The 25,816-nt window shown below is 43.7% G+C and carries 27 protein-coding genes and 1 pseudogene; 5 read left to right on the top strand and 23 right to left on the bottom strand.

All coding sequences use genetic code 11. From position 1 onward, the window contains the following. Positions 1–178 precede the first annotated feature (178 nt). The gene (locus tag K7399_RS03505) at positions 179–367 is read right to left on the bottom strand and encodes a hypothetical protein (protein WP_028977847.1); all 189 of its coding nucleotides are present in this window, start codon (positions 365–367) and stop codon (positions 179–181) included. 215 nt (positions 368–582) lie between these two features. On the opposite strand from K7399_RS03505, the gene K7399_RS03500 reads away from it, so the two are divergent. After that, positions 583–1,224, top strand: coding sequence for a YktB family protein (locus K7399_RS03500; RefSeq protein WP_028977846.1), 642 nt, complete (start codon positions 583–585; stop codon positions 1,222–1,224). 58 nt (positions 1,225–1,282) lie between these two features. Here K7399_RS03500 and lpdA read toward each other — a convergent pair whose 3' ends face one another. The 4 genes from lpdA to pdhA are packed head-to-tail and all read right to left on the bottom strand — an operon-like array spanning position 1,283 to position 6,127. Beyond that, positions 1,283–2,692: a dihydrolipoyl dehydrogenase gene (gene lpdA, locus K7399_RS03495; protein WP_028977845.1), complete on the bottom strand. Its 1,410-nt coding sequence runs from the start codon at positions 2,690–2,692 to the stop codon at positions 1,283–1,285. Between the two features lie 2 nt (positions 2,693–2,694). Next, the gene (locus K7399_RS03490; protein ID WP_028977844.1) at positions 2,695–4,008 is read right to left on the bottom strand and encodes a dihydrolipoamide acetyltransferase family protein; all 1,314 of its coding nucleotides are present in this window, start codon (positions 4,006–4,008) and stop codon (positions 2,695–2,697) included. Positions 4,009–4,055: 47 nt separating this feature from the next. Then, a complete protein-coding gene (locus K7399_RS03485) occupies positions 4,056–5,033 on the bottom strand; it encodes an alpha-ketoacid dehydrogenase subunit beta (protein ID WP_028977843.1) in 978 nt (325 codons plus the stop codon). Continuing rightward, a complete protein-coding gene (gene pdhA / locus K7399_RS03480) occupies positions 5,030–6,127 on the bottom strand; it encodes a pyruvate dehydrogenase (acetyl-transferring) E1 component subunit alpha (protein WP_028977842.1) in 1,098 nt (365 codons plus the stop codon). The genes K7399_RS03485 and pdhA overlap by 4 nt, the downstream gene beginning before the upstream one ends. A 371-nt stretch (positions 6,128–6,498) precedes the next feature. Here pdhA and def point away from each other — a divergent pair, with 371 nt between their 5' ends. Beyond that, positions 6,499–7,056, top strand: a complete 558-nt coding sequence (gene def / locus K7399_RS03475; RefSeq protein ID WP_028977841.1) for a peptide deformylase — start codon at positions 6,499–6,501, stop codon at positions 7,054–7,056. 154 nt (positions 7,057–7,210) lie between these two features. On the opposite strand, the gene K7399_RS03470 is transcribed toward def, so the two are convergent. Continuing rightward, a complete protein-coding gene (locus K7399_RS03470; RefSeq protein WP_028977840.1) occupies positions 7,211–7,999 on the bottom strand; it encodes a Cof-type HAD-IIB family hydrolase in 789 nt (262 codons plus the stop codon). Positions 8,000–8,262: 263 nt separating this feature from the next. Here K7399_RS03470 and K7399_RS03465 point away from each other — a divergent pair, with 263 nt between their 5' ends. After that, positions 8,263–8,472: a DNA-dependent RNA polymerase subunit epsilon gene (locus tag K7399_RS03465; protein ID WP_028977839.1), complete on the top strand. Its 210-nt coding sequence runs from the start codon at positions 8,263–8,265 to the stop codon at positions 8,470–8,472. Between the two features lie 3 nt (positions 8,473–8,475). Further along, entirely contained in the window at positions 8,476–10,182 is a 1,707-nt protein-coding gene (gene rnjA, locus K7399_RS03460; RefSeq protein ID WP_028977838.1) for a ribonuclease J1, read from the top strand. A gap of 65 nt (positions 10,183–10,247) precedes the next feature. On the opposite strand, the gene K7399_RS03455 is transcribed toward rnjA, so the two are convergent. The 8 genes from K7399_RS03455 to K7399_RS03420 form a co-directional block, all read right to left on the bottom strand. Then, positions 10,248–11,255: a cytochrome d ubiquinol oxidase subunit II gene (locus tag K7399_RS03455; protein ID WP_028977837.1), complete on the bottom strand. Its 1,008-nt coding sequence runs from the start codon at positions 11,253–11,255 to the stop codon at positions 10,248–10,250. A gap of 469 nt (positions 11,256–11,724) precedes the next feature. Next, positions 11,725–12,669 carry a DUF4097 family beta strand repeat-containing protein gene (locus K7399_RS03450; RefSeq protein ID WP_028977836.1) on the bottom strand — a complete coding sequence of 315 codons (945 nt, stop codon included), beginning with the start codon at positions 12,667–12,669 and terminating at the stop codon, positions 11,725–11,727. Next, complete coding sequence (locus K7399_RS03445) at positions 12,666–13,223, bottom strand: HAAS signaling domain-containing protein (protein ID WP_028977835.1); 558 nt, start codon at positions 13,221–13,223, stop codon at positions 12,666–12,668. Before K7399_RS03445 ends, K7399_RS03450 begins: the two co-directional genes overlap by 4 nt. Continuing rightward, positions 13,210–13,539 (bottom strand): PadR family transcriptional regulator, encoded by a 330-nt coding sequence (locus K7399_RS03440; RefSeq protein ID WP_010026503.1) that lies wholly within the window; start codon positions 13,537–13,539, stop codon positions 13,210–13,212. Before K7399_RS03440 ends, K7399_RS03445 begins: the two co-directional genes overlap by 14 nt. Before the next feature lie 219 nt (positions 13,540–13,758). Continuing rightward, positions 13,759–13,911, bottom strand: coding sequence for a DUF4097 family beta strand repeat-containing protein (locus tag K7399_RS03435; RefSeq protein ID WP_160168736.1), 153 nt, complete (start codon positions 13,909–13,911; stop codon positions 13,759–13,761). Positions 13,912–14,022: 111 nt separating this feature from the next. Continuing rightward, entirely contained in the window at positions 14,023–15,132 is a 1,110-nt protein-coding gene (locus K7399_RS03430) for an N-acetyldiaminopimelate deacetylase (protein WP_028977834.1), read from the bottom strand. A gap of 40 nt (positions 15,133–15,172) precedes the next feature. Beyond that, positions 15,173–15,883, bottom strand: a complete 711-nt coding sequence (gene dapD, locus K7399_RS03425; RefSeq protein WP_028977833.1) for a 2,3,4,5-tetrahydropyridine-2,6-dicarboxylate N-acetyltransferase — start codon at positions 15,881–15,883, stop codon at positions 15,173–15,175. Positions 15,884–15,928: 45 nt separating this feature from the next. Then, a complete protein-coding gene (locus K7399_RS03420) occupies positions 15,929–16,798 on the bottom strand; it encodes a transcriptional regulator CcpC (RefSeq protein ID WP_028982916.1) in 870 nt (289 codons plus the stop codon). Between the two features lie 152 nt (positions 16,799–16,950). On the opposite strand from K7399_RS03420, the gene K7399_RS03415 reads away from it, so the two are divergent. Further along, a complete protein-coding gene (locus tag K7399_RS03415) occupies positions 16,951–17,163 on the top strand; it encodes an aspartyl-phosphate phosphatase Spo0E family protein (RefSeq protein ID WP_037581170.1) in 213 nt (70 codons plus the stop codon). Positions 17,164–17,353: 190 nt separating this feature from the next. Here K7399_RS03415 and K7399_RS03410 read toward each other — a convergent pair whose 3' ends face one another. From K7399_RS03410 to K7399_RS03370, 9 genes and pseudogenes are all read right to left on the bottom strand, one after another. Continuing rightward, complete coding sequence (locus tag K7399_RS03410) at positions 17,354–18,361, bottom strand: inorganic phosphate transporter (RefSeq protein ID WP_028977831.1); 1,008 nt, start codon at positions 18,359–18,361, stop codon at positions 17,354–17,356. Positions 18,362–18,451: 90 nt separating this feature from the next. Then, on the bottom strand, positions 18,452–19,072 hold the full coding sequence (locus K7399_RS03405) for a DUF47 domain-containing protein (RefSeq protein ID WP_028977830.1): 621 nt from the start codon (positions 19,070–19,072) through the stop codon (positions 18,452–18,454). Between the two features lie 463 nt (positions 19,073–19,535). Continuing rightward, positions 19,536–20,666, bottom strand: a complete 1,131-nt coding sequence (gene yfkAB / locus K7399_RS03400) for a radical SAM/CxCxxxxC motif protein YfkAB (protein ID WP_028977829.1) — start codon at positions 20,664–20,666, stop codon at positions 19,536–19,538. 105 nt (positions 20,667–20,771) lie between these two features. Then, positions 20,772–21,038 (bottom strand): hypothetical protein, encoded by a 267-nt coding sequence (locus K7399_RS03395; RefSeq protein WP_028977828.1) that lies wholly within the window; start codon positions 21,036–21,038, stop codon positions 20,772–20,774. 208 nt (positions 21,039–21,246) lie between these two features. Beyond that, positions 21,247–21,315: pseudogene (locus tag K7399_RS16280) on the bottom strand (YjcZ family sporulation protein); the annotation flags it as partial. Between the two features lie 371 nt (positions 21,316–21,686). Beyond that, positions 21,687–22,976 (bottom strand): IS91 family transposase, encoded by a 1,290-nt coding sequence (locus K7399_RS03385; protein WP_081787979.1) that lies wholly within the window; start codon positions 22,974–22,976, stop codon positions 21,687–21,689. A gap of 362 nt (positions 22,977–23,338) precedes the next feature. Next, the gene (locus K7399_RS03380) at positions 23,339–23,941 is read right to left on the bottom strand and encodes a response regulator transcription factor (protein ID WP_028977672.1); all 603 of its coding nucleotides are present in this window, start codon (positions 23,939–23,941) and stop codon (positions 23,339–23,341) included. Beyond that, positions 23,929–25,053, bottom strand: a complete 1,125-nt coding sequence (locus K7399_RS03375; protein ID WP_051578044.1) for a sensor histidine kinase — start codon at positions 25,051–25,053, stop codon at positions 23,929–23,931. Before K7399_RS03375 ends, K7399_RS03380 begins: the two co-directional genes overlap by 13 nt. A gap of 23 nt (positions 25,054–25,076) precedes the next feature. Continuing rightward, the gene (locus K7399_RS03370) at positions 25,077–25,814 is read right to left on the bottom strand and encodes an ATP-binding cassette domain-containing protein (protein ID WP_223362477.1); all 738 of its coding nucleotides are present in this window, start codon (positions 25,812–25,814) and stop codon (positions 25,077–25,079) included. Between the last annotated feature and the right edge of the window lie 2 nt (positions 25,815–25,816).

Genomic DNA, 25,816 nt, shown 5'->3' with positions numbered 1-25,816 from the left:
ACGTGTTCCATTGCCTGTAGATTACAAATCGATATCGATTCCGTCCGGCATACCATCGTCTCATTCAATAGTACATCATTTAGCTGCAAAAAGAAAAATCACCGATTTCTGCCGGTGATTATATCCTCTCAAAAACCGTTTATTTTTCTTAACCTTACCCATGGATCTGATCAGCCCCTCAAATCTCCAACAAAAGCATTTCGCGACGCAACCGTTCCAGTTTTTGTTTGCATCGTACAATTGTTTTATCATCCTTATTGACAAGTGCTCGATGCAGTACAGTAAGCTCGCTGTCGATTGCGATCCGTACTTGTGGAATTCTTTTTTCTGCATCCTTCCTGCTCAGTGTCTGGTTAAGCTGTTTCATGGCAAATGCCACTTCCCTTCATTTTTTGCCGTTCACAGGAGCGCGAAATGAATCAGAATCTTATCAAATTACGGATTTGTTGTTTCTTTAGTTTATGCGAAAATTTATGTGTATTACCATTAAAATGATTGTTTTTCAGAAGCACTAGATATAAATAATCCGGTCAAGCTATGGTATGCTAGTTTAAGATTTTCTACATAAAGGAGTGTAAAACGATGCCTCAGGATGGTTTTACTACGCTTGATTTCAATTGCATGCAGCTGCCTGGATTGGACGAACGGATGAGCGCCATTCGCCAACAGATTCAACCACAGTTCCATCGAATTGCGGATCAACTCATCCCGTTCCTGAACGAAAAGGAACGAGCCGAGCCAGCTTTCTGCGCCCATATCGCACGCCACGCTAGACGAACGGTTCATCCACCGGAAAGTACATGGCTCGCACTTGCACAGGATAAACGGGGCTACAAAAAGCATCCCCACTTTCAATTCGGTATTTGGCCGAATCATCTCTTTTTTTGGCTTGCTTTTATTGACGACTACCCTTACAAAAAGGAACTGGGTGAAGCGATGCTCTCGCATATGCCGAACCTAATGCAAACGTTTCCGCCTTCCTTTGCTTGGTCTTCCGATCACACAGCTGCTGATTACACGCTGCAGGGCGAGCTTACTGCGAACGACCTGCAGCAGTTATTAATCCGTCTGACCAAGGTAAAAAAAGCGGAGCTACTCTGCGGCGTTGTGATTCCGAAACAGGAAGCAATTGCAGCGTCCGAAGAGCAGCTGATCGCCTATTTAAAGGAACAGATTGTTAAACTGCTTCCACTCTATGAACTTGCTTTGCACAGCACCATTTAAAAAGCATCCACTTTATAGAAAAAACCCTGAGCACTTGTGCTCAGGGTTTTTCTTGCTTTTATTTTGCAATATGAATCGGATGGCCAAGTACTACATCTGCTGCTTCCATCGCAATTTCGCCTAAAGTCGGATGGGCATGAATGGTGAGAGCAAGATCTTCAACGGTCATTCCTGATTCAACGGCTAAACCAAATTCAGCAATCATATCGCTTGCACTTACGCCAACAATCTGCGCACCAAGAACCAAGCCATCCGAAGCACGTGAAACAATTTTTAAGAATCCGTCCGACTCGCCAAGTGAGAGTGCGCGCCCATTTGCCGCGAACGGAAATTGACCCGTTTTGACTTCGTACCCTTCTTTTACTGCTTCTTCTTCAGATAGTCCAACCGATGCGATTTCAGGATCAGAGAAGACAACGGCAGGCATCGCCCGGTAGTCGACCTCTGAAGCGATTCCGGAAATTGCCTCAGCAGCAATCTTACCTTCATAAGAAGCCTTATGGGCAAGTGCCATTCCTGAAACAATATCGCCGATCGCATAAACCTTGTCGTTCGAGGTTTTTCCTTGTTTATCTACATGGATCAAGCCGCGTTCACCAAGTTCAACACCAGCCAAATCAAGGCCAAGATCTTTCGTATTCGGACGGCGTCCAACCGTCACCATGACATAGTCCGCGTCAAAAGTCTGAGTCTTACCCTTTACTTCGGCAGTAACAGAAACGCCGTTTGCTGTTTCTTCCACACCTTTTGCTAAAGCTTTGGTAAAAACAGAAACGCCTTTTGCCTTAAGTTTCTTTTTCACCGGTGCAATCAGCCGCTTTTCAAAAGCAGGTAAAATAGACGGTGAGCCTTCAAGAATGACAACCTCAGTCCCAAATCCAGCAAGAGCCGAGCTGAGTTCGATCCCAATATATCCCCCGCCGATAACGACTAATTTTTTTGGAATCTCTTTTAGAGCAAGCGCACCTGTCGATGACAACACACGACTGCTCCACTTAAATCCGGGAATTTCAATTGGTGATGATCCGGTGGCAATGATACAATGATTAAATTTATACCGTGAAGATTCATAGCCGTGATTGACGCGCACGACATCAGAATCAACAAACAAAGCTTCGCCTTCAACGCTTTCAATATTATGCGCTTTAAACAGCCCTTTGACACCGCTGGTTAACCGATCAACGATCTGTCCCTTCCATTCCTGGACTTTGTGAAAATCAACATGAACATTTTCCGCGCTGATGCCCATTGATTCCGAATGATTCATTTGCTCAAAGCGGTGACTTGCTGATATTAGTGCTTTTGATGGGATGCAACCGACATTCAGACACACCCCACCGACATGCTGTTTCTCAATAACAATGACTTTCTGTCCCAGCTGCGCAGCACGTATCGCTGCAACGTAACCGCCAGGCCCAGCTCCTATGACAACCGTATCCACCTCAGTCGTAAATTCACCTACAACCATCTCTACCCCTCCAAAATAAGTCGTTGCGGATCAACTAACAGCCTTTTTATTTTGTTCATTGCCCTCTGAGCAGTTGCGCCGTCAATTAGACGGTGATCAAAGCTCATAGACAGAGCAAGCATTGGTGCAGCAACGATCTGTCCATCGCGTATGATGGCTTTTTCAGAAATTCTTCCGACCCCAAGAATCGCGGATTCCGGCTGATTGATCACCGGTGTAAACCATTGGCCGCCTTCTGAGCCGATATTCGATAGGCTGCAGGTCCCGCCCTTCATCTCTTCTGCAGTCAGTTTTCCGGTACGCGCTTTTTCTGCCAGTTCTTGGATCTCACTTGCAATAGCATACATCGATTTCGCTTCAGCATGCTTTACTACGGGCACAACAAGTCCGGCGTCCGTATTTGTAGCGATACCTATATTGTAATAGTGTTTGTAAATAATTTCCTGACTTTCTTCATCAATCGATGCATTTAATATCGGAAATGCTTTGAGCGCAGACACAAGTGCTTTTACAAGATAGGAGAGATAAGTCAATTTGACGCCAAGCGCCTGTGCCTCTTCCTTATATTGTTTTCTATGTGAAACAAGCAGCGTCGCATCCACTTCATCCATCAACGTAACATGTGGTGCGGTCTGTACGGAATGCGCTGTTGCCCGAGCGATCGCCCTGCGGATCCCCATCAATTTTTCACGCGTTTCAAGTCCCTTGGAAACCGCCGTCTCGTTTGACTCGGCAGCTGTTGCTTTCGTCTCGCTTTCCTTTGGCGGCTGCTGCGACTCAGTAGACGGTTCAGTTATCTCAGATTCACTGATGAAGCGGTCAATATCCGCTTTCAGTATGCGGCCATTGCGTCCTGTTCCGGTTATTTGTTGCAGATTGGTCCCGCGATCTCTTGCATATTTTCGAACGGATGGCATTGCGATCACCGATTGACGATTTTCCACGGCTTGATTTCCATCTGCTATCGCCTCATTTTGAGGATCAGGCTTAGAAGCCGGTTGTTCAGAATCCTTTTGGCTCACCTGGGCACCTTGAACATCTTCTTCCTGGGTTACTGTCGCTTGCGATGCATGATCATCATCCGATTGAAGGGTGATCACAACGGTGCCCACTTCAACCACTTGACCTTCTTCTGCATTGAGTTCCAGCACTTTTCCGTTAACAGGAGAAGGGATTTCAACAACTGCTTTATCATTTTGAACCTCAGCGAGCGTATCATCTTCACGCACGATATCGCCGGGTTTCACAAACCATTTTAAAATTTCGCCTTCATGGATTCCTTCACCAATGTCAGGCAGTTTAAAAAAATACGCCAACGGGGGTTCACTCCTTTCACCGATCTGGTTTTCCTGTTACCTTCTCTTTAAAAGTTGACGGTTGCTTTCGCTTGTTCAATAATATCTTTTTCGTTCGGCAGCCATACATCCTCAGCAGAGGCAAACGGAAAAACAGAGTCCGGTGCGCTCACCCTGCCGACCGGAGCCTCAAGATGCAGCAACGCACAATCATTGATTTCAGCAATAACTTGTGCTGCAATACCTGCTTGCTTCTGCGCTTCCTGAACCACAACCGCACGATTCGTTTTTTGGATCGACTTGACGATCGTCTCCGTGTCGAGCGGGCTTATTGTCCTAAGATCGATTATTTCACAATCAATGCCCTCTTTTTGCAATTGTTCCGCTGCTTTCAATGCAGTGCGCACCATCGCACCATACGTAATCAATGTAAGACCGCTGCCCTCTCGAACAATTTTCGCCTTGCCTAACTCAATCGTATAGGCTTCCTCAGGCACTTCCTCTCGAAAAGAGCGGTACAGTTTCATATGCTCAAGAAAGAGAACCGGATCGTTATCGCGAATTGCGGCAATCAGCAACCCCTTCGCATCATAGGGATTTGATGGAATGACAACTTTTAGTCCCGGACATTGGGCAAAGAGTCCTTCCAAATTATCTGCATGGAGTTCAGGGGTTTTTACCCCACCGCCAAACGGGGAACGAATCGTTACAGGCGCATGGTAGTGCCCGCCGGATCGATATCTAAGCCGTGCCAATTGAGATGCAATACCGTCCATCGCTTCAAAAACAAATCCGAAAAATTGAATTTCCATAATCGGTCTGTACTGCTGGAGCGCAAGACCAAGCGCCAAACCGGCAATTCCCGATTCAGCAAGCGGCGTATCAAATACGCGATCCTCGCCAAATTCATCATAGAGTCCCTCGGTTGCCCGAAATACACCGCCGTTTTTTGCAACATCTTCGCCAAATACAAGCACATTATCGTCTCTGCGCAATTCCGTTCTCATGGCATCAGTGATCGCCTGGATCATCGTCATTTGTGTCATCGCTGATCCCCTTCCCTTGCGCTGTAGGCATCCAGCTGTTCTTGGATATTCTGAGTAGGTTTTTCAAACATAAAGCCGAGCAAATCGGTCACGTTTTGTTTCGAAACCCGATCTGCTTGCTTCAACGCTTTGTCAACATCCGTTCTCGCTTGCTCAGCCGTCTGCTCTTCATCTTCCTGTGACCAAAGTCCGAGCCGTTCAAGGTAAAAGCGGAAACGAATTAACGGATCTCTCTTTTCCCATTCCCCTGTAAGTTCGTCCGTCCGATATCGAGTTGGGTCATCACCCGCCATGGTATGCGGGCCGTAACGGTACGTTAGCGTTTCAATCAACGTCGGTCCGTCTCCGGCGATGGCATGCTCGCGGGCCTTTTTGGTCGCGGCATAAACAGCCAGCGGATCCATGCCATCGACTTGAATTCCTCGAATTCCTGCAGCAACTGCTTTCTGTGCCAACGAGGCGGCTGCCGTTTGTTTTTCAACTGGTACCGAAATGGCAAAACGATTATTTTGACAAATGAAGATTGCTGGCGCTCGATACGCGCCGGCGAAGTTCATGCCTTCATAGAAGTCGCCCTGTGAAGTTGCCCCATCACCAAAATAGCAAAAAGCAACTTGTTTTTTCCCGCGTTTTTTCAAGCCCAGTGCGATACCTGCAGCTTGCGTACATTGTGCCGCAATGATAATTTGCGGCATAACCGCTTTTAATTCTTCGGGATATTGCCCGCCTTCAAAATGACCTCTTGAATAGAGAAAAGCTTTGTAAAGCGGCAGCCCGTGCCAAACAAGCTGTGGTATGTCCCGATAAGACGGCAGCAGCCAGTCTTCCTGGTCCATCAAAAACGCGCTTGCCAGCATTGATGCCTCTTGTCCGGCGACTGGTGCATAAAAGCCGAGCCTTCCTTGTCTATTGAGTTTAAGCGCGCGCTGATCCCAAACCCTCGTATAGACCATACGCCGCATTAATTCCTTTAATTCATCATTGCTAATCTCAGGCCTTGCTTGTTCATTGATCACATGCCCCTGAGTATCAAGAATCCGTAACGTTGGAAAAAAGTCTTCAATTCTTCCAGAATCGTTTACAGGCAAGTCCATCACCTCTTCCCTCAGTATGCGTGGTTCTTTTCAAACTTACTAATGAGACATTCATCACTTAACCGCTTTCATTAAAAAAGAAACCACTCAAAACGTAACGCCTTCTCAACAGCTCCCCTGTCCAACCAAGCTTCTGTACTCATGTACGAACAAAACGACACGCGAGAGCGTTGATCACTTTTTTCTAAACTCAGTTTATACTACATGATTCGTCCAAGTCAATTGGAACGAATTTGTGGGGATGTCGCAATGCAAGGTTGTTGACTTTTGATCAGTAAAGTAAACATCTGCGTCTTTTAATGATAAACTAAGCATTAGAAAGTTTGTTCAGCGAGCCCAGTGTTCGTGAACGTTTAAAGGAGTGCTCATAAATGATTACAATGGATGATATCATTCGGGAAGGCAACCCGATTCTCAGACAAGTCGCAAAGGAAGTCCCGCTTCCTGCTACAGAAGACGAAAAAAACACGTTAAAAGAGATGCTTCAATTTCTAAAGAACAGTCAGGATGAAACGATTGCAAAAAAATACAGCCTGCGCGCCGGCATTGGCCTTGCAGCACCGCAAATTGCGCTTAGCAAGCGGATGATCGCCCTGTATTTGGATGATGAAAATGGCAAGCACTATGAGTACATGCTTTTCAATCCCAAAATCATCAGCCATTCGATTGAAAACACCTATCTCGATGGTGGCGAAGGCTGTCTTTCCGTTGACCGCGAAGTCCCCGGCTTTGTACCACGTCATGCGCGGGTTAAAGTGAGCGCCTTTGATCCAGAGGGCAAACCATTGACGCTTCGTCTTAAGGGTTACCCTGCCATTGCCATTCAGCATGAGATCGACCATTTGGATGGCATACTGTTTTACGACCGAATCAATAAGAAAGATCCGTTTAAAATTCCGGATCATGTGGAGGAAAAAAACATCTATTAATCCGCAACCTTCGCGATCTGCACGTCGGCACAGGACGTCCTTTCACAGGATGCGATGACTTTAATGCCGCTTAACGCAATACCACAAAGCAAAATCAGATAATTTCTTTGTTTGGAAAAAAAAGAGACCGTCCAGCGGTCTTTTTTGCATTTGATTACAGCAACCCTATTTCTTTTAATCCATAATAAATGCCGTCTTGATCGACCGGCGTAGTCACTCGCTTTGCTGATTTTTTTGCAGCATCTACAGCATTCCCCATAGCAATGCCGGTGCCTACATAAGCAAGCATCTCAACATCATTATTCCCGTCCCCGAATGCGCAAGCATCTTCGGGGGTAAGATTCAAACGATTCAACAGCTGTTTTATTCCAGCCGCTTTAGAGCCGCTGCCCGGGATAACATCCACGCCATACTCATGCCAGCGAACATAACGGAACGCATTAAACGGGGTTTCTTTTAGAAAACGCGAATTATCTGCCTCTGAATAAAAAAGCAATCCTTGATAGACGGGATGATCCTCAGCAAAATGAGCATCTTGCTCTGGAAATGCAATAGGCAATTTCAAGCTTGCAATCCCTTTCTTTGCTTTCTCATCAACAGGGCCGGCCATTTTCATCGTTTTCTCATTGACTAGAGTCATGGACCAGCCAAGCTCGTCAGCCTTTTCGACAAGAGCATGCAGCGCTGAATCCTGAAGTGGATTCGTATACACCGCTTCATCTTGATGAACGACATAGGAGCCGTTAATACTGATAAACGTATGGATATCCAGCTGTGCTCTGAGGTCCTGGAACATAAACGGCGCCCTGCCGGTTGCGATCGCAGTAATCACCCCGTCCTTTTGCAGCCGGTGCACGGCCTCTACAGTCGATTCCGGAATCTTTTTATCATAGTCATACAATGTATCATCAATATCAAAGAAAACAATTTTCGGTTTCGACACGTGAAAAAATCCCCCTTTTTTTGGATCGAATCGATTCAAGTGAACCGTTCGTTCGATTCAAAACCCTCGTTCCATTATATCAGTTTAAACAAATAACGTCGGCTTTCCGGTATGATTTTTCGAAGATCGTCAAAAATAAATCTAAACCGTTTCACATCGCACTGACAAGCATTCCTTCAATTCAGAAGCTAGACAGTGAAAAAGATCGCCATTTCATATATAATGATTTGTAGAACATTTTTTTGTTGGAGGGAATACGTATTATGATTTACAAAGTATTATATCAGTTGTCTAAAGATGAAATCCCTGTCAGGGAACAGACAGAGACCCTTTATCTTGAAGCAGCGGACGTTCGTGATGTCCGTAAAAAACTTGCAGACAAACCATACAACGTGGAATTTATTCAACCGCTCACCGGCAAATTCCTTGATTATGAAAAAAAGTCTGCCGCATTTAAACTGGAGAATCTGTAATTTATGAAATTTGTTAAGAACCATCAAACTGCCGTTTTTTCTCTTGGCGGATTGGGAGAAATCGGTAAAAACACGTATGCTGTTCAATTTCAGGATGAGATTATCGTTATTGACGCAGGGATCAAGTTTCCAGAAGATGACCTTCTCGGTATCGATTATGTCATTCCTGATTACAGCTATTTAGTCAGGAATGCCGATAAAATCAAGGGTCTGTTCATTACTCACGGCCATGAAGATCATATCGGCGGTGTTCCCTACCTGCTGCGTGAGGTCAATATACCTATCTATGCTGGAAAGTTAGCCGCAGGCTTGATTCGAAACAAGTTGGATGAGCACAATCTGCTTCGAACCACAGTGATTCATGAAATCACGGAAGACGACGTTATTAAGTTTCAGAAAACATCGGTCAGCTTCTTTAGAACCACACACAGCATTCCCGATTCCTATGGCGTTGTCGTAAAAACACCTCAGGGAAATATCGTTGAAACCGGTGACTTTAAATTTGACTTTACTCCGGTCGGCGGTCAAATCGCCAATTTAACCAAAATGGCTGAAATCGGCAAGGAAGGCGTTCTTTGCCTTATGTCGGATTCAACAAATGCGGAAGTTCCCGGTTTCACCATGACCGAGCGTGAAGTTGGCGAAAATATTAAAGATATTTTCCGCAAGGTTGATGGACGGATCATTTTCGCCACATTTGCGTCAAACATTCATCGGCTTCAGCAAGTCGTTGATGCCGCGGTAGAAGCTGGCCGCAAAATTGCCGTGTTTGGCCGTAGCATGGAAGCCGCCATTACCATAGGTGAAGAACTCGGCTATATCCATGCCCCTGAGGATACGTTCATCGACCATCAGCAAATCAATCATTTGCCCGATCAAGAAGTAACGATCTTATGTACCGGCAGCCAAGGCGAACCGATGGCCGCATTATCACGGATCGCAAACGGCACTCATCGGCAAATCCAGATTCAGCCTGGGGATACGGTGATCTTTTCCTCGTCGCCGATTCCGGGAAATACAGTAAGTATTAACCGGACCATTAACCAGCTCTATCGTGCCGGTGCCGATGTTATTCACGGAAAACTGAGCAATATCCATACATCTGGTCACGGTGGTCAGGAAGAAGAAAAATTGATGCTGCGCCTGCTCAAGCCAAAATTCTTTATGCCGATCCACGGAGAATACCGCATGCTGAAAAAGCATGTTGAAACCGCACATGCTTGCGGAATCCCATACGATCATTCATTCATAATGAGTATTGGCGATGTACTTGCTCTTGACCAAAATTCTGCGACTGTAACTGGCAAGATCCCTTCCGGCACCGTTTACATCGACGGAAGCGGAATCGGTGATATCGGTAATATTGTTCTTCGTGATCGCAAGATTCTCTCCGAAGAAGGTTTAGTTATTGTCGTTGTTAGTGCAGATATCGAAGCCCATAAGCTGCTTGCCGGGCCTGACATTATTTCACGAGGATTCGTTTACATGCGTGAGTCCGGGGACTTAATCAATGAAGCACAAAGCCTTTTGACTCAGCGTCTACAGGAAGTCATCCAACGCGATTCCTTGCAATGGTCACAGATTAAAAGCGAGGTCACGACTATTTTGGCACCATTCCTCTATGAACGTACACGGCGCAAACCAATGATCCTTCCAATTATTATGGAAGTTGATGAAAAAGCAAACAAGCAAATGGAAAACAGCAAATAACACGGTTTTCTTATAAAAATGAAGCACAGCAGCCCTTTCGGGCCGTTGTGCTTTTTCTTATTTCATTATTCATGATGTTTCTGATCCGCTACATTCCAGCAGCGAATGCGCAAATAGCACACCAGCGTACCTATGCTAATCACAAGAGAAAAGACGAAGAACCATCCGGATTTCGCCCAGTTGGACAATCCCGAATTCAAAACAATATCCGGATAAACAAGATAAGGGAAATGAGAAACCGTATAACCGTATAAAGCAAAGAAATATTGAAGCATAACAAGAAGGAAGGTCCACGGATATTTTCTAAGAAACACTAAGGTAACTGCAGCAAGCAAACAGATCAGTGAGAGGACAAACGGCCATAAACCATCCAAAGCCGCACTGAAATGTTCAGGGTTTTGCGATTCCAACCCCAGAAAGACAACACCACTGGCCAATACCGTCGGCATGCTTAGAAACAGCGCGTAATTTCTAAAATGTTCTGTGAGCGGTTCGTTGCCCATTTTCCAAGCGAACTGTACAAGATACATGGCACTAATATAGAAGATACTGACAACCGCAATCAGCACAACCGACCAAAAGTATACATTGAACAGCAAAGATCGAACAAACGCGTGAAATGCTCCTGTTCCATAATCAGCAAAGCCGCCCTCACTAATCACAAGCGCAATACTCAGAACGACGGGTATAAAAATTCCGATAATCCCATTGCCGCTTGAAAACACGCGACTTGCCGTACTTCCTCTCGGTAACAATTCAGCAAATGCAAAGAACGTTCCTTTTACAACGGTAAGAACGATTGCAAAGCCACCGCAAAAAACAAGCGGGGTCTGAAAATTAAGAAGGATTTCCGGAGAGAAGCCAATCACAGCCGCAAAGATAAGTACAAAGCCGATATTCATGAATTCCGAGGTTGGTGACAGCCACCTTTGGAGCGGCGCGTAAAACCGTCCCTCACGTCTCAAGTACTGGCCGTAAAACAAGTAAAAGCCCATACCGAAATCTATTGATGCCGCAATCATATATCCGTACATTATCGTCCAAAGAATAACTAGAAACACTGCTCCAATCATATGATCTGTACGCTCCAGTCTGCAAACACGCTTTCTGTTAAGTCTGCCTCCCCATTATACCAAAGAACCTTTGCGCTTCACGAAAGGATACACTGAAACGGTACAAATATGCACTACTGCTTTGTTCAATTGGTCTAATGTATTGTGCCGGCTAAGCATCAAATGAACAGACCTTCCGTCAAGATTCATGAGTTCCTCTTAGTCCCCTACTCCACGATCTCCCCTTCAACAAAATTAAAACAGGACGATACTCTCGCCCTGTTTTTTCAATGACAGCAAATCAGTTGTTGAAATAGTCAAAACTCGTGTTTTGCTGCTCCATGCGGATCATCCATCCTTCGTTTTATTCAGAACCATCAAAGGACAGTTTCTCCCTTGTTGAAAAAAATATGCATCTTAGTGTGTAAAGAAAAACGATCCGCCCAAGTTTCACTCAACGAATCGTTTTTTTATTTTCTATCACTATCACTCATTGCAAATTGAAATCTCCGGAATTTGTTCTCACTCTGATTTTGTATTTGCCGTCGCCTTTTTGTCCGATGATGAGGTGATCTGTTTTTTCTTTATAGAGGAATCCGTCCAGATTAACTTTGCCTTCTCCTGACCCGCCGCGATAGTCAACGGACAATGAATCTGGATCCTGCGCAAAATTAATATCGATATCACCGCTCGCTACTTGCGCATCAATATCTCCGGACAATTGGTGACTTTCAATGTCTAGGTCGCCCGAATTAGCTTGTGCAATCAGAGATCCGCTGTACCTTTGAACATCAATATCTCCGGAGGCCGTTTCAAGTCGCGTGGACTTGGCAGTCAAATCGGACACGTCAAGATCTCCACTGTTTGCAGAGACACGGGCTTCGTTCTGGGCTTGATTATGCTGCATATCAATATCACCACTGGACGCCTGAACGATAAAATTCCCTCTAGACTTATTATTTTTAGCAGTGACATCTCCGGAGCCGGAAGTTAAAGACAAGTGTCCTGCCTGTAGGTCTTCAATAGAAAGATCTCCTGAGCCCACATCAACAGTAATTTGGTTATACGCCTGCTCCGGAACCTCGATGATTAGCTTTGACCAACCAATAGTGAAGGTGAAAAACGATTGATTCCGCACTGCAGTCACATGAAGAGCATCGCCTTCCTTATTGATCGCAAGCTTAACCCCTTGGATCATTTGCTTATTGCCCCAGCCCTTCACCTTGGCAGACAATTGATCACGATTTGTTTTCTTTACTTCAACATCCAGCGAGGATACGTCTACATTTATTTTCTTTATTCCATTGACCGATGCTGTTTTTGTTTGTGCGCTTGCTTTGCTCGTTTGGAAAAGATCTGTTGTTTGAAAAACAATCAATCCTCCTATAGCGCCGATAAGAATGAGTGCCAGGGCAATATAGATAATTTTTTTCATGATCGCTTCCTCCCTGTTATGAGATCCATGTTAAAACGGACATAACCGACACATGCGTGCCAAAGAAATTTACCGATGTAGCTCAATGCGATACTGAGCAGTAAGCCTACTCCGCAGCAAGCAAGCGATACGAAGAAGGTGAATAAAAAAGCATCAAAACCAGACTGAAAATAGGATAAAAGCGAAAGCAGCGGGCTAATCACCAGACAAATGGCACCAACCCATAGACCAATAAATCCGAAGAAAATGCCGAAAGCAGGTCCTGCAACAACCACCAGATTAAAAAAAATCAGGACCATAGCGAGCAGCAGCGAGCGCGTGGCTGACGTTGCCCCACCCTGTCTCGCCGGATTTGTGGCATAATAATCGGCAAGTTCCGCGTTAGCAATATCTTTTGGATCACCGAGTTCTTGAATGATTTCTTCTTCTGTTTTTCCTTCATTAGATCCAATTGTGAAGTGTTCTTCAAAGTCCACTAGAATTTCATCACGCTCTTTTTTAGGGAGTTCTCTCAGCAAGTGGTTCAGGTTACGAAAAAAATCATTTTTCACCATGTCCCGCTCCCTCCTTAATAAATTGATCAACCGCTTCGGAAAATTGTTTCCATTCGTCAATTAATGCATTCATATACTGCTCCCCTTCTGCTGTAATGGAGTAATATTTTCTTGGCGGTCCTTCAGTTGACTCGCCGAGATACGTGGATAGATAGCCTTCCTTCGTCAGACGTCGAAGCAGCGGATAAAGTGTACCCTCAGCCACTTCAATTTTTTTCGAAATGTTCTGAGCAAGTTCGTACCCGTACTGGTCTCTACCATCGATAAGCACAAGCACACAAAGTTCCAGAACACCTTTTTTGAACTGAACATTCAAGTGATTCATCCTTTCAAATCAAGATATATTTATTGATCACTACTGATTTTTATCTAATAGATGTCCAAAAGATAGCGTGATCGACTCGTTCATTCCATATGTATAGAATAATACACTCTACTGATTAATGCAATATAGTCGGTCATTTTTTTACTTACCACATAATAAAAAAGATCCGAACGCGCGTTGGAGCGTTTGTCGGATCATTTTCTTACTCATTTATCGGAATTTGAAGTCGCCGGAACTTGTCTGTACTCTGACGGTGTATCTGCCGTCGCCTTTCTTGCCGACGATTCGGTGGTCGCTTTTTTCTTCATAGAGCATATCCTTAATACGCACAGATCCGTCGCCTGATGAACCACGATAATCCATCGTAACGGAATCCGGTTCCTCTCTCTTGCACTTAAAGTGTAAATTCAAGCCAGTAAAAAAATCGGAGCTAAAAAAATTATTTCGCTCCGAAAGATCTTTCGTTTTATTTTGTTAAAAACCTTCTCGAATATACGTACTGACAACTTTAACTCCTTGAGCAAGTGCTGCTTCATCGGGCTTAAAATCCGCTGAATGCAAGTTCGCTGTTTTTCCAACACCGAGCCAAAACATAAAGCCTGGAAAGTCACGCAAAAAATATCCGAAGTCTTCGCCGGCCATTCCCTCATCACAAAGTTCAAGAGGATACTTGTTCTGCCTGCAAAATTGAATAAACGGATCAACATATTCTTTACGGTTAAAGACCTGATAATAGTTGGCACCGTAATCAATCTCACCTTTACATTGATAGGCGGTTTCTACCGCCTGAACATGGCGCTCAATATCGGCTTTAATTGCCTTCATTGTTTCCTGATCAAGCGTTCGGATTGTCCCTTCAACACGCGCATGTTCAGCAATAATGTTCTGCTTTGTGCCCCCGGATATTTTTCCAATTGTTAACACAGCTGAATGAAGTGGATTCACGCGCCGTGCAACGATGGTTTGCAAACCCACCACAAAATGGCTGGCAGCTACAATGGTGTCATGCGTCAGATGAGGACTTGCAGCATGGCCTCCCTTCCCAAAGAAATCGATAAACAACTCGGAAGTATTGGCGAACAGAATCCCCTCCCGTGTCGCTACCGTTCCTGCAGGAAATTCAGGAGATACGTGTAATGCGAAAATCGAATCCGGTTTCCAGTTTTGGAATTCGCTGCTTGACATAATAGGAAGTGCTCCTCCCGGTCCTTCTTCAGCAGGTTGAAAGATAAATAATACGTCTTCCTTCACCGGATGAAGTACAACATCCTCAAGCGCTCCCAATGCGATTGTCATGTGAAAATCATGTCCGCAAGCATGCATATTGCCTACATTTTTGGATTGAAAGGAATAGCCGGTGTTTTCTTTAATCGGAAGGGCATCGATGTCCGTGCGGAAACCGATGACCTTCGTTGGGTGGGTTCCAGCCACGCGGACAAGTAACCCGGTCTTCCACTTTTTAATTTGTATACGCCCTTGAGGCAACTGTTTTATTTGATCAAGCAGAAACGCTTGCGTTTCCACCTCTTCAAAACCGAGCTCCGGAATCTGATGCAATGCACGTCTTACAGCAACATAGTCCATATTTGGTCCCTTCCCATTTTTCAGGCGGTTACCCGCATGATTATAATTGACGCAGTTCCTTCATGATCTCTGTTTTTGAACGCGTTTTTTCATCGATTTTTTTCAGGACACGAGCAGGAGCGCCGACAACGACCGTATAGTCCGGAACATCCTTGGTAACGATGGCACCGGCAGCGACTACAGCGCCTCTACCGATGTGAACACCTTCCAAAACAACGGCATTCGCGCCAACAAGGACATCGTCCTCAATAACAACCGGTTGTGCCGACGGCGGTTCCACGACGCCAGCAAGCACTGCCCCTGCACCGATATGACAATTTTTCCCTACTGTCGCGCGTCCGCCAAGCACTGCGTTCATATCAATCATCGTTCCTTCACCAACCACAGCCCCGATATTAATCACTGCACCCATCATGATGACTGCTTGCTTGCCGATTTCAACCTTTTCACGAATAAGCGCTCCCGGTTCAATACGTGCCTCGATCCCTTTAAGATCAAGGAACGGCACTGCAGAATTCGCCGCATTGTTTTCGACAATATAATCTTCAATTTTATCTTTATTGGCGGAAAGTATCGGTTCAATCGCTTTCCAATCGCCAAACAGTGTTCCCGCTTGTCCACTAATAAATGATTTAACCTCTGCTCCAAATGAAAGTGAGCGTAGATCACCTTTTATGTAAACTTTTACCGGTGTTTTCTTTGTGCTGTTTTGCAAAAAAGAAATAATTTCATGTGCATCCATTTGTTTCATAAGAGTCCCTCCATATAGTCGTTTCACTTGATATATTAACGAAATTCAGGAAAAAAGTCCACGTTTCACCAGTTCAATAAAAGCATGAACCTGTTTCAAGCGCTTCGCTTTCTGATCATAGAGCAGCCAGTTATCACGAACAATCGCTTTTCCCTGATGATCCTTTAACGGAATGCGCTGCACGCGATCTTGCTCGGTCAAACTAATTGACGGCAGCACCGCATAGCCGATGCCATGTGTAACCATCTGTTTGCATGTCTCGATCTGATCAACCATAATTGTACGGCTAGGCGGTCTCAAATTTTGTGAATGCCACCAATTTTGTATCACTTGATCATAGCTTGAGTCACTGCGAAATTGAACATAGGGACGATCATCCAAATTTAATTCTTCTAATCGCGTAATTTTTGAATCAACGAATTGAAGCGGATCAGAGAAAAGATGCAGTTTACCCCCGCTCCAATTCGGGGTCCCACGAACAATTGCCGCTTGGCATTCACCGCGATAAATTTGCTCCAATACCCCACTTGACCAACCAGTTGTCAACGAAATCCTCACATGAGGGTACTCATCAACAAAGGTCTTCAATACATTTGGGAGCCAGTACTGCCCGTTAACAGAAGACACCGCTAATTTTAAGGTCCCATAAATTTCAGATGCGTGAGCCAGTAGCTCCGCACGTGTTTCCGCCATCTTTTCCAGTGTGCTGCACGCAAACTCTTTAATCCGTTCTCCTTCAGCAGTCAGCATGACACCACGTCTGGAACGAACAAACAATTTCGCGTTCCATTCCGATTCAATGGCATGAAGACGCTGGCTTAGTGCGGGCTGAGAAACAAAGAGTCGTTCCGAAGCTTTGCTCATGGTTCCTTCTTCAGACAACACGACGATGAGTTCCAGATCAGTGAATTTCATACCCAGTCCTCCAACAATTTAGTGTCTATCTGATTCTTGATCATACCACAAAATGGTTTAATAAAACCTTATCTAGTAGACAAAAAAAATAGTCATGATATAATGTCTATATAATTGGTAGATTTTACATTGTGAAGGAGGGACATGTGCCGATGTCTGGGTACCCAGAGATATGTGCATCCCAGGAAATTAGTGGTATTTATTCAGAAAAAATCGAAGAAAAAAGGCAAAAATTATTAAACACCGCAAAAAAATATGGAACGTACTCCAAACAGACATTGAAAGTCAGTCAGGAACTTGACCAACTGATTATTGAGATTCAAGAGAAGTATTCACCATTGCGTGAACATGGTGCGTCATTCTAATCAGATTAGTCAAGCATTTTCCAAATCAATGAATGAAAATTCTTTCCGGTGTACAGCCGTTTTTATTTTTTTGAATATGTAAGCGCTTTTTTAAATATCGGCAAAAATCGCCTGCACAACATTAATACAGGCGAGAAATCGCTTTATGTACCCAAAACAATTCCGGCACTTCCCGTACGGTCCCCTCTTTTTAAAGAACCCATTTCAATAAATGATAGATTAATGCGCCAATCAGCGCGGTAAATGGCAGTGTAATGACCCACGTAACGACAATGTTCAGAGCCATCTTCCAATTCACACCGCGAACACGTTCAGCAGAACCAACGCCTAAAATGGACGAAGTAATGACATGAGTTGTACTGACTGGAAAATGGATCATTGTAAATCCGAAGATGATGGTTGCAGAAGTTAAATCAGCTGCTGCACCGTTAATCGGTTGAATTTTCATAATCTTGCTTCCTACCGTATGAACAATGCGCCATCCACCAACCGATGTTCCCATTGCCATCGCCAGACCCGCTGCAATACGTACCCAAAGTGGAATTTCTACCTCAGTCAAATAGTTGGATGCAACCAAGGCCATTGTAATGATCCCCATCGTCTTCTGTGCATCATTTGTACCGTGAGCAAACGATTGAAGGGCAGCGGTAAAAACCTGAAACAATCGAAAACGGCGATTTGTTTTGACAAGCGAAAAATTGTGAAAGATGATTGTAAACAGCTTCATTACAATAAAACCGATCGTTATTGCAGCGATTGGCGAAAAGATTAAGGCTTGAAAAATTTCGATAAACCCTTTATAGTTCAGCGCTCCAAACCCAAGTGCTGCGATCCCTGCTCCGGCAAGTGATCCAATAATTGCATGCGACGAGCTGCTTGGCACACCAAATAGCCAAGTAACTAAATTCCAAAGAATCGCACTGATCAAGGCGGCCATTACGATAATCAGGCCTGTTGTTTCATCTTGAATCGAAAAAGGATCAATAACGCCTTTGCTGATCGTTTGCGCAACTCCGGTAAATGTAATCGCTCCGAGAAAGTTCATGACTCCTGCAAGGATGATCGCTGCCCGCGGACGCAGCGCACGCGTCGATACAGAAGTGGCAATGGTATTTGCTGTATCGTGGAAACCGTTAATAAAGTCGAAGATAAACGCGAAGAACACAATCATCAGCGTCAACGCAAACAAACTTTCCATGATCATTAAACCCTTTCGTTGTAAAAAATGAATAAACAGTCGAACAACAATATTTTAATTTACAAATAAGTGTCTTCGCTCAATACAAGATTAAGCGTTTCGCATCATGATTGTTTCGAGTGTATCGGCGACGTCTTCGCAGCTGTCTGCAACGCTTTCAAGCATCTCATAAAGTTCTTTATATTGAATAATCTTGATCGCATCTTTTTCATTTTTAAAGAGATTCGTAATGCACTTTGAAGTCAACTCATCGCATTGCGTTTCATACTCATTGATTTTAATCACACTATTACGGATACCAGACAAATTTTTCTTGCTCATCAAGGTAATCGCTTGATTGATCTCTTTGCATGAGTCAAAGAGCAGACCAACAAATTCAACCATAAATTCATCAGCATGAGAAATTCTGTAAATTTCCAATCTCATCGACCATTCTTCAAATCCGTCAAGTACGTTGTCCATTTTCATTGCCAATTCCAAAATATCCTCACGCTGCAGAGGCGTCACAAATGTTTTGTTCAGCGCAATGATCAATTCATGAACGTACGAATCTCCTTTCCGTTCAAAGCTCTTCATTTTTTGAGAAAATTCGTGCAAATCTGCTTCGCTTTTGATTTTACTTTGATCAAAATACTTTGCAGCATCTTCTAGATTCAGTGAAATAATCGATAGCATGTTTAAAAACTTGTCATTTTTCGACAAAAAGTGCACAAAGTCCACCTCTCCATTCCGTAGTCCTGACATTGTAACCCGCTGCTAAAAATGAGCCCAAACTCCATTTTAACAGAACACAGTAGATTTACAATCTGTTTTCGTTTCCTTAAAATAAGATTAACATAATTTTCGACAAGCGGCACTTGTAACAAATTAAGAAAGACTAAGCTACGCCTAGTCCTTTGCCATTGAACTTGTGCCTGACGGGCACTACAGCTGCTCGCTTGTCGCAGGCAGTCCAAGAGCCTCCTCAGACAGGCAGGAATCTGCGGGGTCTCGCTGGCACGCATCAACTAAGCGCGATCCCGCTGGCGCCAGAGTACCTCCGCTTTGATTCTCGGTCAAGACACGGGTCTACTGGCTTGAAGAGTGGGCAAAATCTTATACTTTCTTATCCTGTGAGAAAGGAAAACAGCCGGAACCGAATTCATACAGGCTCCAGCTGCTTTACGATACACATTCAGCGTGCAATTAGCGCTTTTCGTTTTGTAAAATCGACATCTTTATAGTAAGTATTTTTCACGAGAACATTGGGACCTAGGCATTTTACCGCCGGACAGTGACAATTGAGCGATTGAGCAAGCGGCGTTGTCCGCCAGTATCGGTAAGCATCTTCCAGCGACGTTGTTTTAATATTGCCCAATGCGGGCGCATCAGCAAAGTCGGTAACAATAATGTCTCCATCAAAGATATTAACGTTCAATCGAGAGCGTCCGTCCGGATCATTTCGTACGGTAACATTTTTCTCATGATACAGGCGATCGAGCAATGCAAGATCTTTCTCATTTTTATTACACGGATAAAAAGGCAGGGTTCCGAAAAGCATCCAGACATCCTGATCACGACAGTCAAGCAATCGATGGATGCCGGTTCGTATTTCATCAAGCGAAGCGACCTGAAGACTGCTTGCGAAGTCACTCGGGTACATGGGGTGCACTTCATGACGCTGGCAGCCCATTTCGACCACTTGTTCATGAATCCGTTCGAGATGAGGCAATGTGCGCTTGTTGATCATCGTTTCCGCCGACACAATGACACCGCGAGCGGTTAGTTCCCGCGCATTTTCAATCATCCGATTAAAGAAAAGCTGCTGTGCCTTGACATTCGGCTTTTTTTCCATTACCGCAAATCCAATTGATGAATAATCCTCAAAGCTACCATAATTAAAGGAAATATGCAGTACATCAAGATAAGGAATAATCAATTCATAGCGAGCCAAATCGAGTGTCAAATTTGAATTGATCTGAGTTCTCAATCCGCGTTCGTGTGCATACTTTAAGATGGGCACCACATACTCTTTCACAGACTTGAGCGAAAGCATTGGTTCTCCGCCCGTTATACTAAGCGCATGAAGGTCTTTGGCTTCATCAAGACGCTTAAAAATCAGGTCCAAGGGTAGTGCATCGGGATCATGCTTCCGTAATGTATAACCGACCGCACAATGTTCGCACCTCATATTACAAAGTGTTGTGGTCGTAAACTCGACATTGGTTAGTTTTAAATGTCCATAATGCTCCATATCAAAATAAGCTTCCCACGGATCATTTTCAGGGCTGATTGGCGCTATCCGTAAGTCTTCCAGTGTTGTCATGCAAAGTCGTATCCTTTCACTATGAATTCATCACACTCATACTATACCATACTGAAAAGATATTTTTATAAATTGTCACATGTTCAACCATTTTGGTTATTGACATTAGGCAGTTTGCACACCAGACAGATGTTTTGAAATGTAGTTCTTCGTTTCATTAATCCCGCTTCCTTCAATGACAATTAAGCATTCGTGATCATGGGAGAACAGGATAAAGGAAAGTAACTCAGACAGGCGCCGAACCTTATGTGCCTCATTATTACCATATACATAAATGTTTTGATTCCATTGCGTGCAATAGGCGTAAAAATCAATGAACTTATTTAACTTTAGTTCTGCAGGGTTGAATTTGAAAGAAACGATGTTTGGCATCGCTGCTGGCACTTCCTTTCACATAATTAAGGTACCTTTATTGTCACACATTTCGCTCAAATTCTGAACGGGGTTTTTTTGTCGAGGAAGCACTAGTTTCGATGAAGCTTTTCACAAAAAATCGGTTGACAAATCCACTTTATACGCTATTAATAAAATAAATAAAAAAAGAACCAGATTTCATTTGTAGCTGAATTCTGGTCATGGGTTAATAAAACAACCCAACGATAATCAAAAGAATGAACATCACAACAATGAGAAGAAACATGTTGCATCCTCCTCTATTTTTCTATAGTTTATGTGACATCACGCCGTGCTGCATCGGCGTTCGCACATTTTCCGACAAATTTTACGCCGCTTTTTTTTGCTTCGTTTCTAACGAAAAAAAATTGCCAAAGCAGCGATTTCATCACACAACTGAGGCTAAAGCATTCTCAAGCGAGTAAGAAAAACCGGGCAAAAAACGCCCGGTCCTTTTTTGTTTAGAGATAATCTTTAATTCTGTATTCCTGGCCGTGAACCCCTTTGTAGTATTCAGGATACATTTCTCCTCCACATTGTTCACATGAAAACCGAGGGGGAATGATCGAATCTCCACCATCCATAAGATCCATTTCTCGTACAATTTGTGTAGGGATTTCTTCTTTCTCATGACACGATAGGCAAAAAAACCGTACGGTTTTTTTGTTTGTTTTTTGCACGATTTTCTTTTTGACCGATTTGCGTCGTTTTTTGGTTGAGATAACGAATCTCCTCCTCTAGATACTCTCTTGCCGTTCTTCCTAGGGCTACTTTGATGACTAACCTGCCTTCTTCAAGGCAGACTTCTCCCTTGTATTCATAATAGTTACCGCATTTAGGACAAATATGAGGATCTTTATTGCCAGTTGCGATCGTCCGTTCTCTCCATGTACGTCTGCGCAGAACTTTATTTACCTTGATGACCCAGCGCTTTGTTACTTTTTGCCATGCCATTAATAACTTTTTGCTTAATTTTTTATTTTTTCTAGAATACATGCCATAATGCCGGATCGTTTTAAACTGCTCGTCAGGGATATGACGGATCAAACGTGCAATAAAGGCTTCAACTGAAAGCGTCAAACGCTTTTCCTGATTGTCTCTTTTGTCCTTGTACGTAAAGGTCACGTTGTGACCATCGTAGTCTTCGATGCGATTCAGTCCAATTGCTGGACGGCGGATATAGCGACCAATATAACGGAGTTGTTCTTTCACATGGCCTCGTTGTCTTGGGGCATGAACATAGAAACCTTCTCCATTTTGTAAATAAGCTTTCTGTAATAGAGGCTGAACGTTCTCCTTCTCTTTCGCAGTCAAATGTTTACGAATAAGTTTTAGCACCACCGTCTGCCACTGTTTCCGAAGCATCTTAAACGGAATGAAGTCATAGGACTTCCATTCTCCTTTGCGAGTGATTCCACCCATACTCACAAGCATGTGAACATGCGGATTAAAATTGAGCTGAGATCCAAATGTATGGAGACCAGCAATAATGCCGGGAGTCACTTTCGCTTTCTTCTGAAAAAAGTTTTTGATAAGCCTTGCGGCCTCGTCCATTAAAGGCTTTAGTAAGTGCCGGTGTAAAAGGAAAACATCACGTAAACCTTCATCAATTGTGAAAATGACATGTCTATGATTGACTTGTAGCACATCTTCCGCAAGCAGTCTGCTCCATTCTTCGCTCTCTCCAATAGAACACGTGGTACAAAAACGTCCTTTGCATCGAAAAGGTACTTTTCGAACATCATGACAACCTTCGCAAACCAGCAATTTAAATCCCTTTTTAAGGTTTCCACAATCCTTAAATTTCTCCACTTCTTTGATGACAATTGGGCGTATCTGTCCCTGATACTTTTTCCTAAAAGCTTCCCAATGTCTATGATGATCGAAGAAGATACGTTTAAGAATATTAGGTTTCATAAATAAAAGGTATCACAGTCATATTCACTGCGATACCCCCAAAATCATATACTTTCTTTACCTGTGAGAAAAACCAAGCTGTGCTTGGTCCTTTATCTCCAGCCATGTGCGATGGACTCGTGTCTTATCAGTGCTGAATCACCGCTCCGATTGCTCGCTTTCCACGGGTGCACCGGAGCCTCCTCAGACAAACAGAAATCTGCGGGGTCTCGTCTCGCCTGGCACGCATCAACTAAACGCGATCCCGCTGGCGCCAGAGCCCCTCCGCTTTGATTCTTAGCCAAGACAAGGGTCTATTGGCTTGAAGACAGGGCAAAATCCTATACTTTCTTATCCTGCGAGAAAAGCGCTACTTTCCCGGCTCAAAGCCAGCCGTTGTCTTGAGCTTTTTTCGCCGCTTCCATGCGTAAACCTGCGTTCAATTTTTGCATCGCTGTTGATAAATAGTTGCGTACTGTGCCTTGCGAAAGAAATAAAATATCGGAGATTTGTTTGGTGGTATGGCCGGATAATACGAGACGCAAACAATCGCACTCACGATCCGTTAAAGGATTTTCTTCAGAAAAATAAAAGGATGCTGCAAGTTCAGGACTGATGAATTTTCCGCCTTTGTCGATCAACCGTAAATGATCCATCAAGTCATTAATCGGTTCGTCCTTCAATATGTAACCGGAAACATTTGCTTTCATCGCACGTTCAAGATATCCAGGACGTGCGAAAGTTGTTACAATGACTACTTTACATTGGCTCTTGCAATTCTTCAGTTGCTCCGCCAAATCCAAGCCACTCATACCTGGCATTTCGATGTCAGCAATAACTAGATTTGGTTGTGTTTCCTCTATAAGCGCCAGCGCTTTATCACCGTTATCCGTTTGTCCAACGACCAAAAAGTCCTCTTCCATATCAAGTAATTGGACAAGCGCTCCACGCAGCATGCCTTGATCCTCTGCAATCACGATTCGCATGTGCCGGCTTCCACCTTTCTCTTCTTCAGTGGCAATTGAAATCGTAGTGTAGTCCCTGGTTCTTTTTTAACGAACTCAACAGATCCACCGATCAACATCATTCGTTCCTGCATGGTATGCAGTCCGTTTCCCGCTGATCCATCTCCCTCAAAGCCAACGCCATCATCGTCAACCACAAGACAAAATTTCTGATTTTGAACCATAATTTTAATCGTACATCGTTTTGCATCACTGTGCCGGGCAACATTCGTAACGGCTTCTCGGAGCGCAAGACTCAGCATTGTCTCACTTTTTGTTCCAAGTTGCGGCCAACTTTCTGGAGAATCTACCGATACCGATATTCTCTTGTTTTGAAGAAACCGCTTCGTATCATCGAGTTCTTCCTGCAAAGATCGATATTTAATTGAAGTAACAAGTTCTCGTGTCTGCCGCAGTGCTGTCCGGGTAATCGCTTCAATTTCAGACAGTTCCAGTTTTGCTTGATCACTTTCTTTGTCCATGAGTCGCGTGGCCAATTCACATTTGAGGATAACCATGGTCAATGTGTGCCCCAATGTATCGTGGAGATCACGTGCAAAACGATTTCGTTCCTGTTCTTTAACCAAGCTCACAATCTGTTCATTCGCTTGATTTAATTGATGATGCAACTTCCGCGTTCGTTCATATAAAAATACGGCAATGGGAATAACGGCCTGAATGATAAAAAGAATGAACTGGTATTTTCTAATGAAAGCAATCGGAGAACCGTCAGAAATTGCCGAGACAATGATGTAGACAAGCGTGAGACTGACGATGCCCAATACTAAATCTCTTACACGTTCAATATAACCGAACAAAAATACGAAGCCAAGGCCATAAAACATCATCGATGGGTCGATAATGACACTACTCACACACAGCGCCGCCAAACAAATCTGAAAATGGATGAGTAATGCGCTGTGGTCGAGCCAATACATCTGTCGGAAGACATAGATCAGAATGATTCCTGCCATTACTGTGATCATTCGATTCGTCAAGTGATCGACGTGCAAGGCATTATAAAAAAATTGTGGAAAAATAATCAGCATCCAGAGATAGGGATAGGGCCCAACCGATTTTGGAAAGAGTTTCATATAAGCACCTCCATCTCGTCGATTCATTCAGTTCTGCAGCGGATTAAATCATTAATGCACGCCTTAAGAAAGGGTAATTTACTTTTCTTTGCTTCCTTAATCCAATTGTCCTGATCTTCGCATAGCACAATTTGACCGTGAGCGAGTACATGAATCTGAAAATGAGAGAAGTACGCCACGTCCTCAATTTGATGCGTTGCAATAAAAATTGTTTTTTTCTTCCTTTTATTAAGCATTTGTATTTGTCTGAGAATTTGATTGGCAGAATAACGATCGACTCCAGCAGTTGGTTCATCAAACAGATACAGGGATTTATTAATCAGACAATAGAGTAATATTGTGATCCAACGGCGCTCGCCCGGGGACATTTTACCATATTGCATCCTCCAAAGATATGCAATTTTTCGTACTGAGTCCGGATCATTGCCCAAGAGAGGTTCAAAGAGCTTCGGAGTTATATCCTTCAAATGATACTGTCCACTTGAGCACAGAATTAATTCAGCGAGAGATTTGCCATTAATCGTACTAAGAATGGGGACCCCTTGTATTTGATATAAAATATCCTTAATCGGTACCCTATCGTTCATTTCAGCATCGGTTTTAACTAAATCAGACACAATATCAAAAAGTGTTGTTTTTCCCTCTCCATTCATCCCGATCAAAACATTAACTTTCCCAGGAACGATGGATAAGGACAGATTGTCAAAGATTAGCTTATGGTTTTTAGGGTAGTTGTAAGTTAAATGTCGAATCTTCATCATAC

The organism is Sporolactobacillus terrae (assembly GCF_019930545.1).
Classification (GTDB): Bacteria; Bacillota; Bacilli; order Bacillales; family Sporolactobacillaceae; genus Sporolactobacillus; species Sporolactobacillus terrae.
This window is presented reverse-complemented; position numbering and strand designations above follow the sequence as displayed.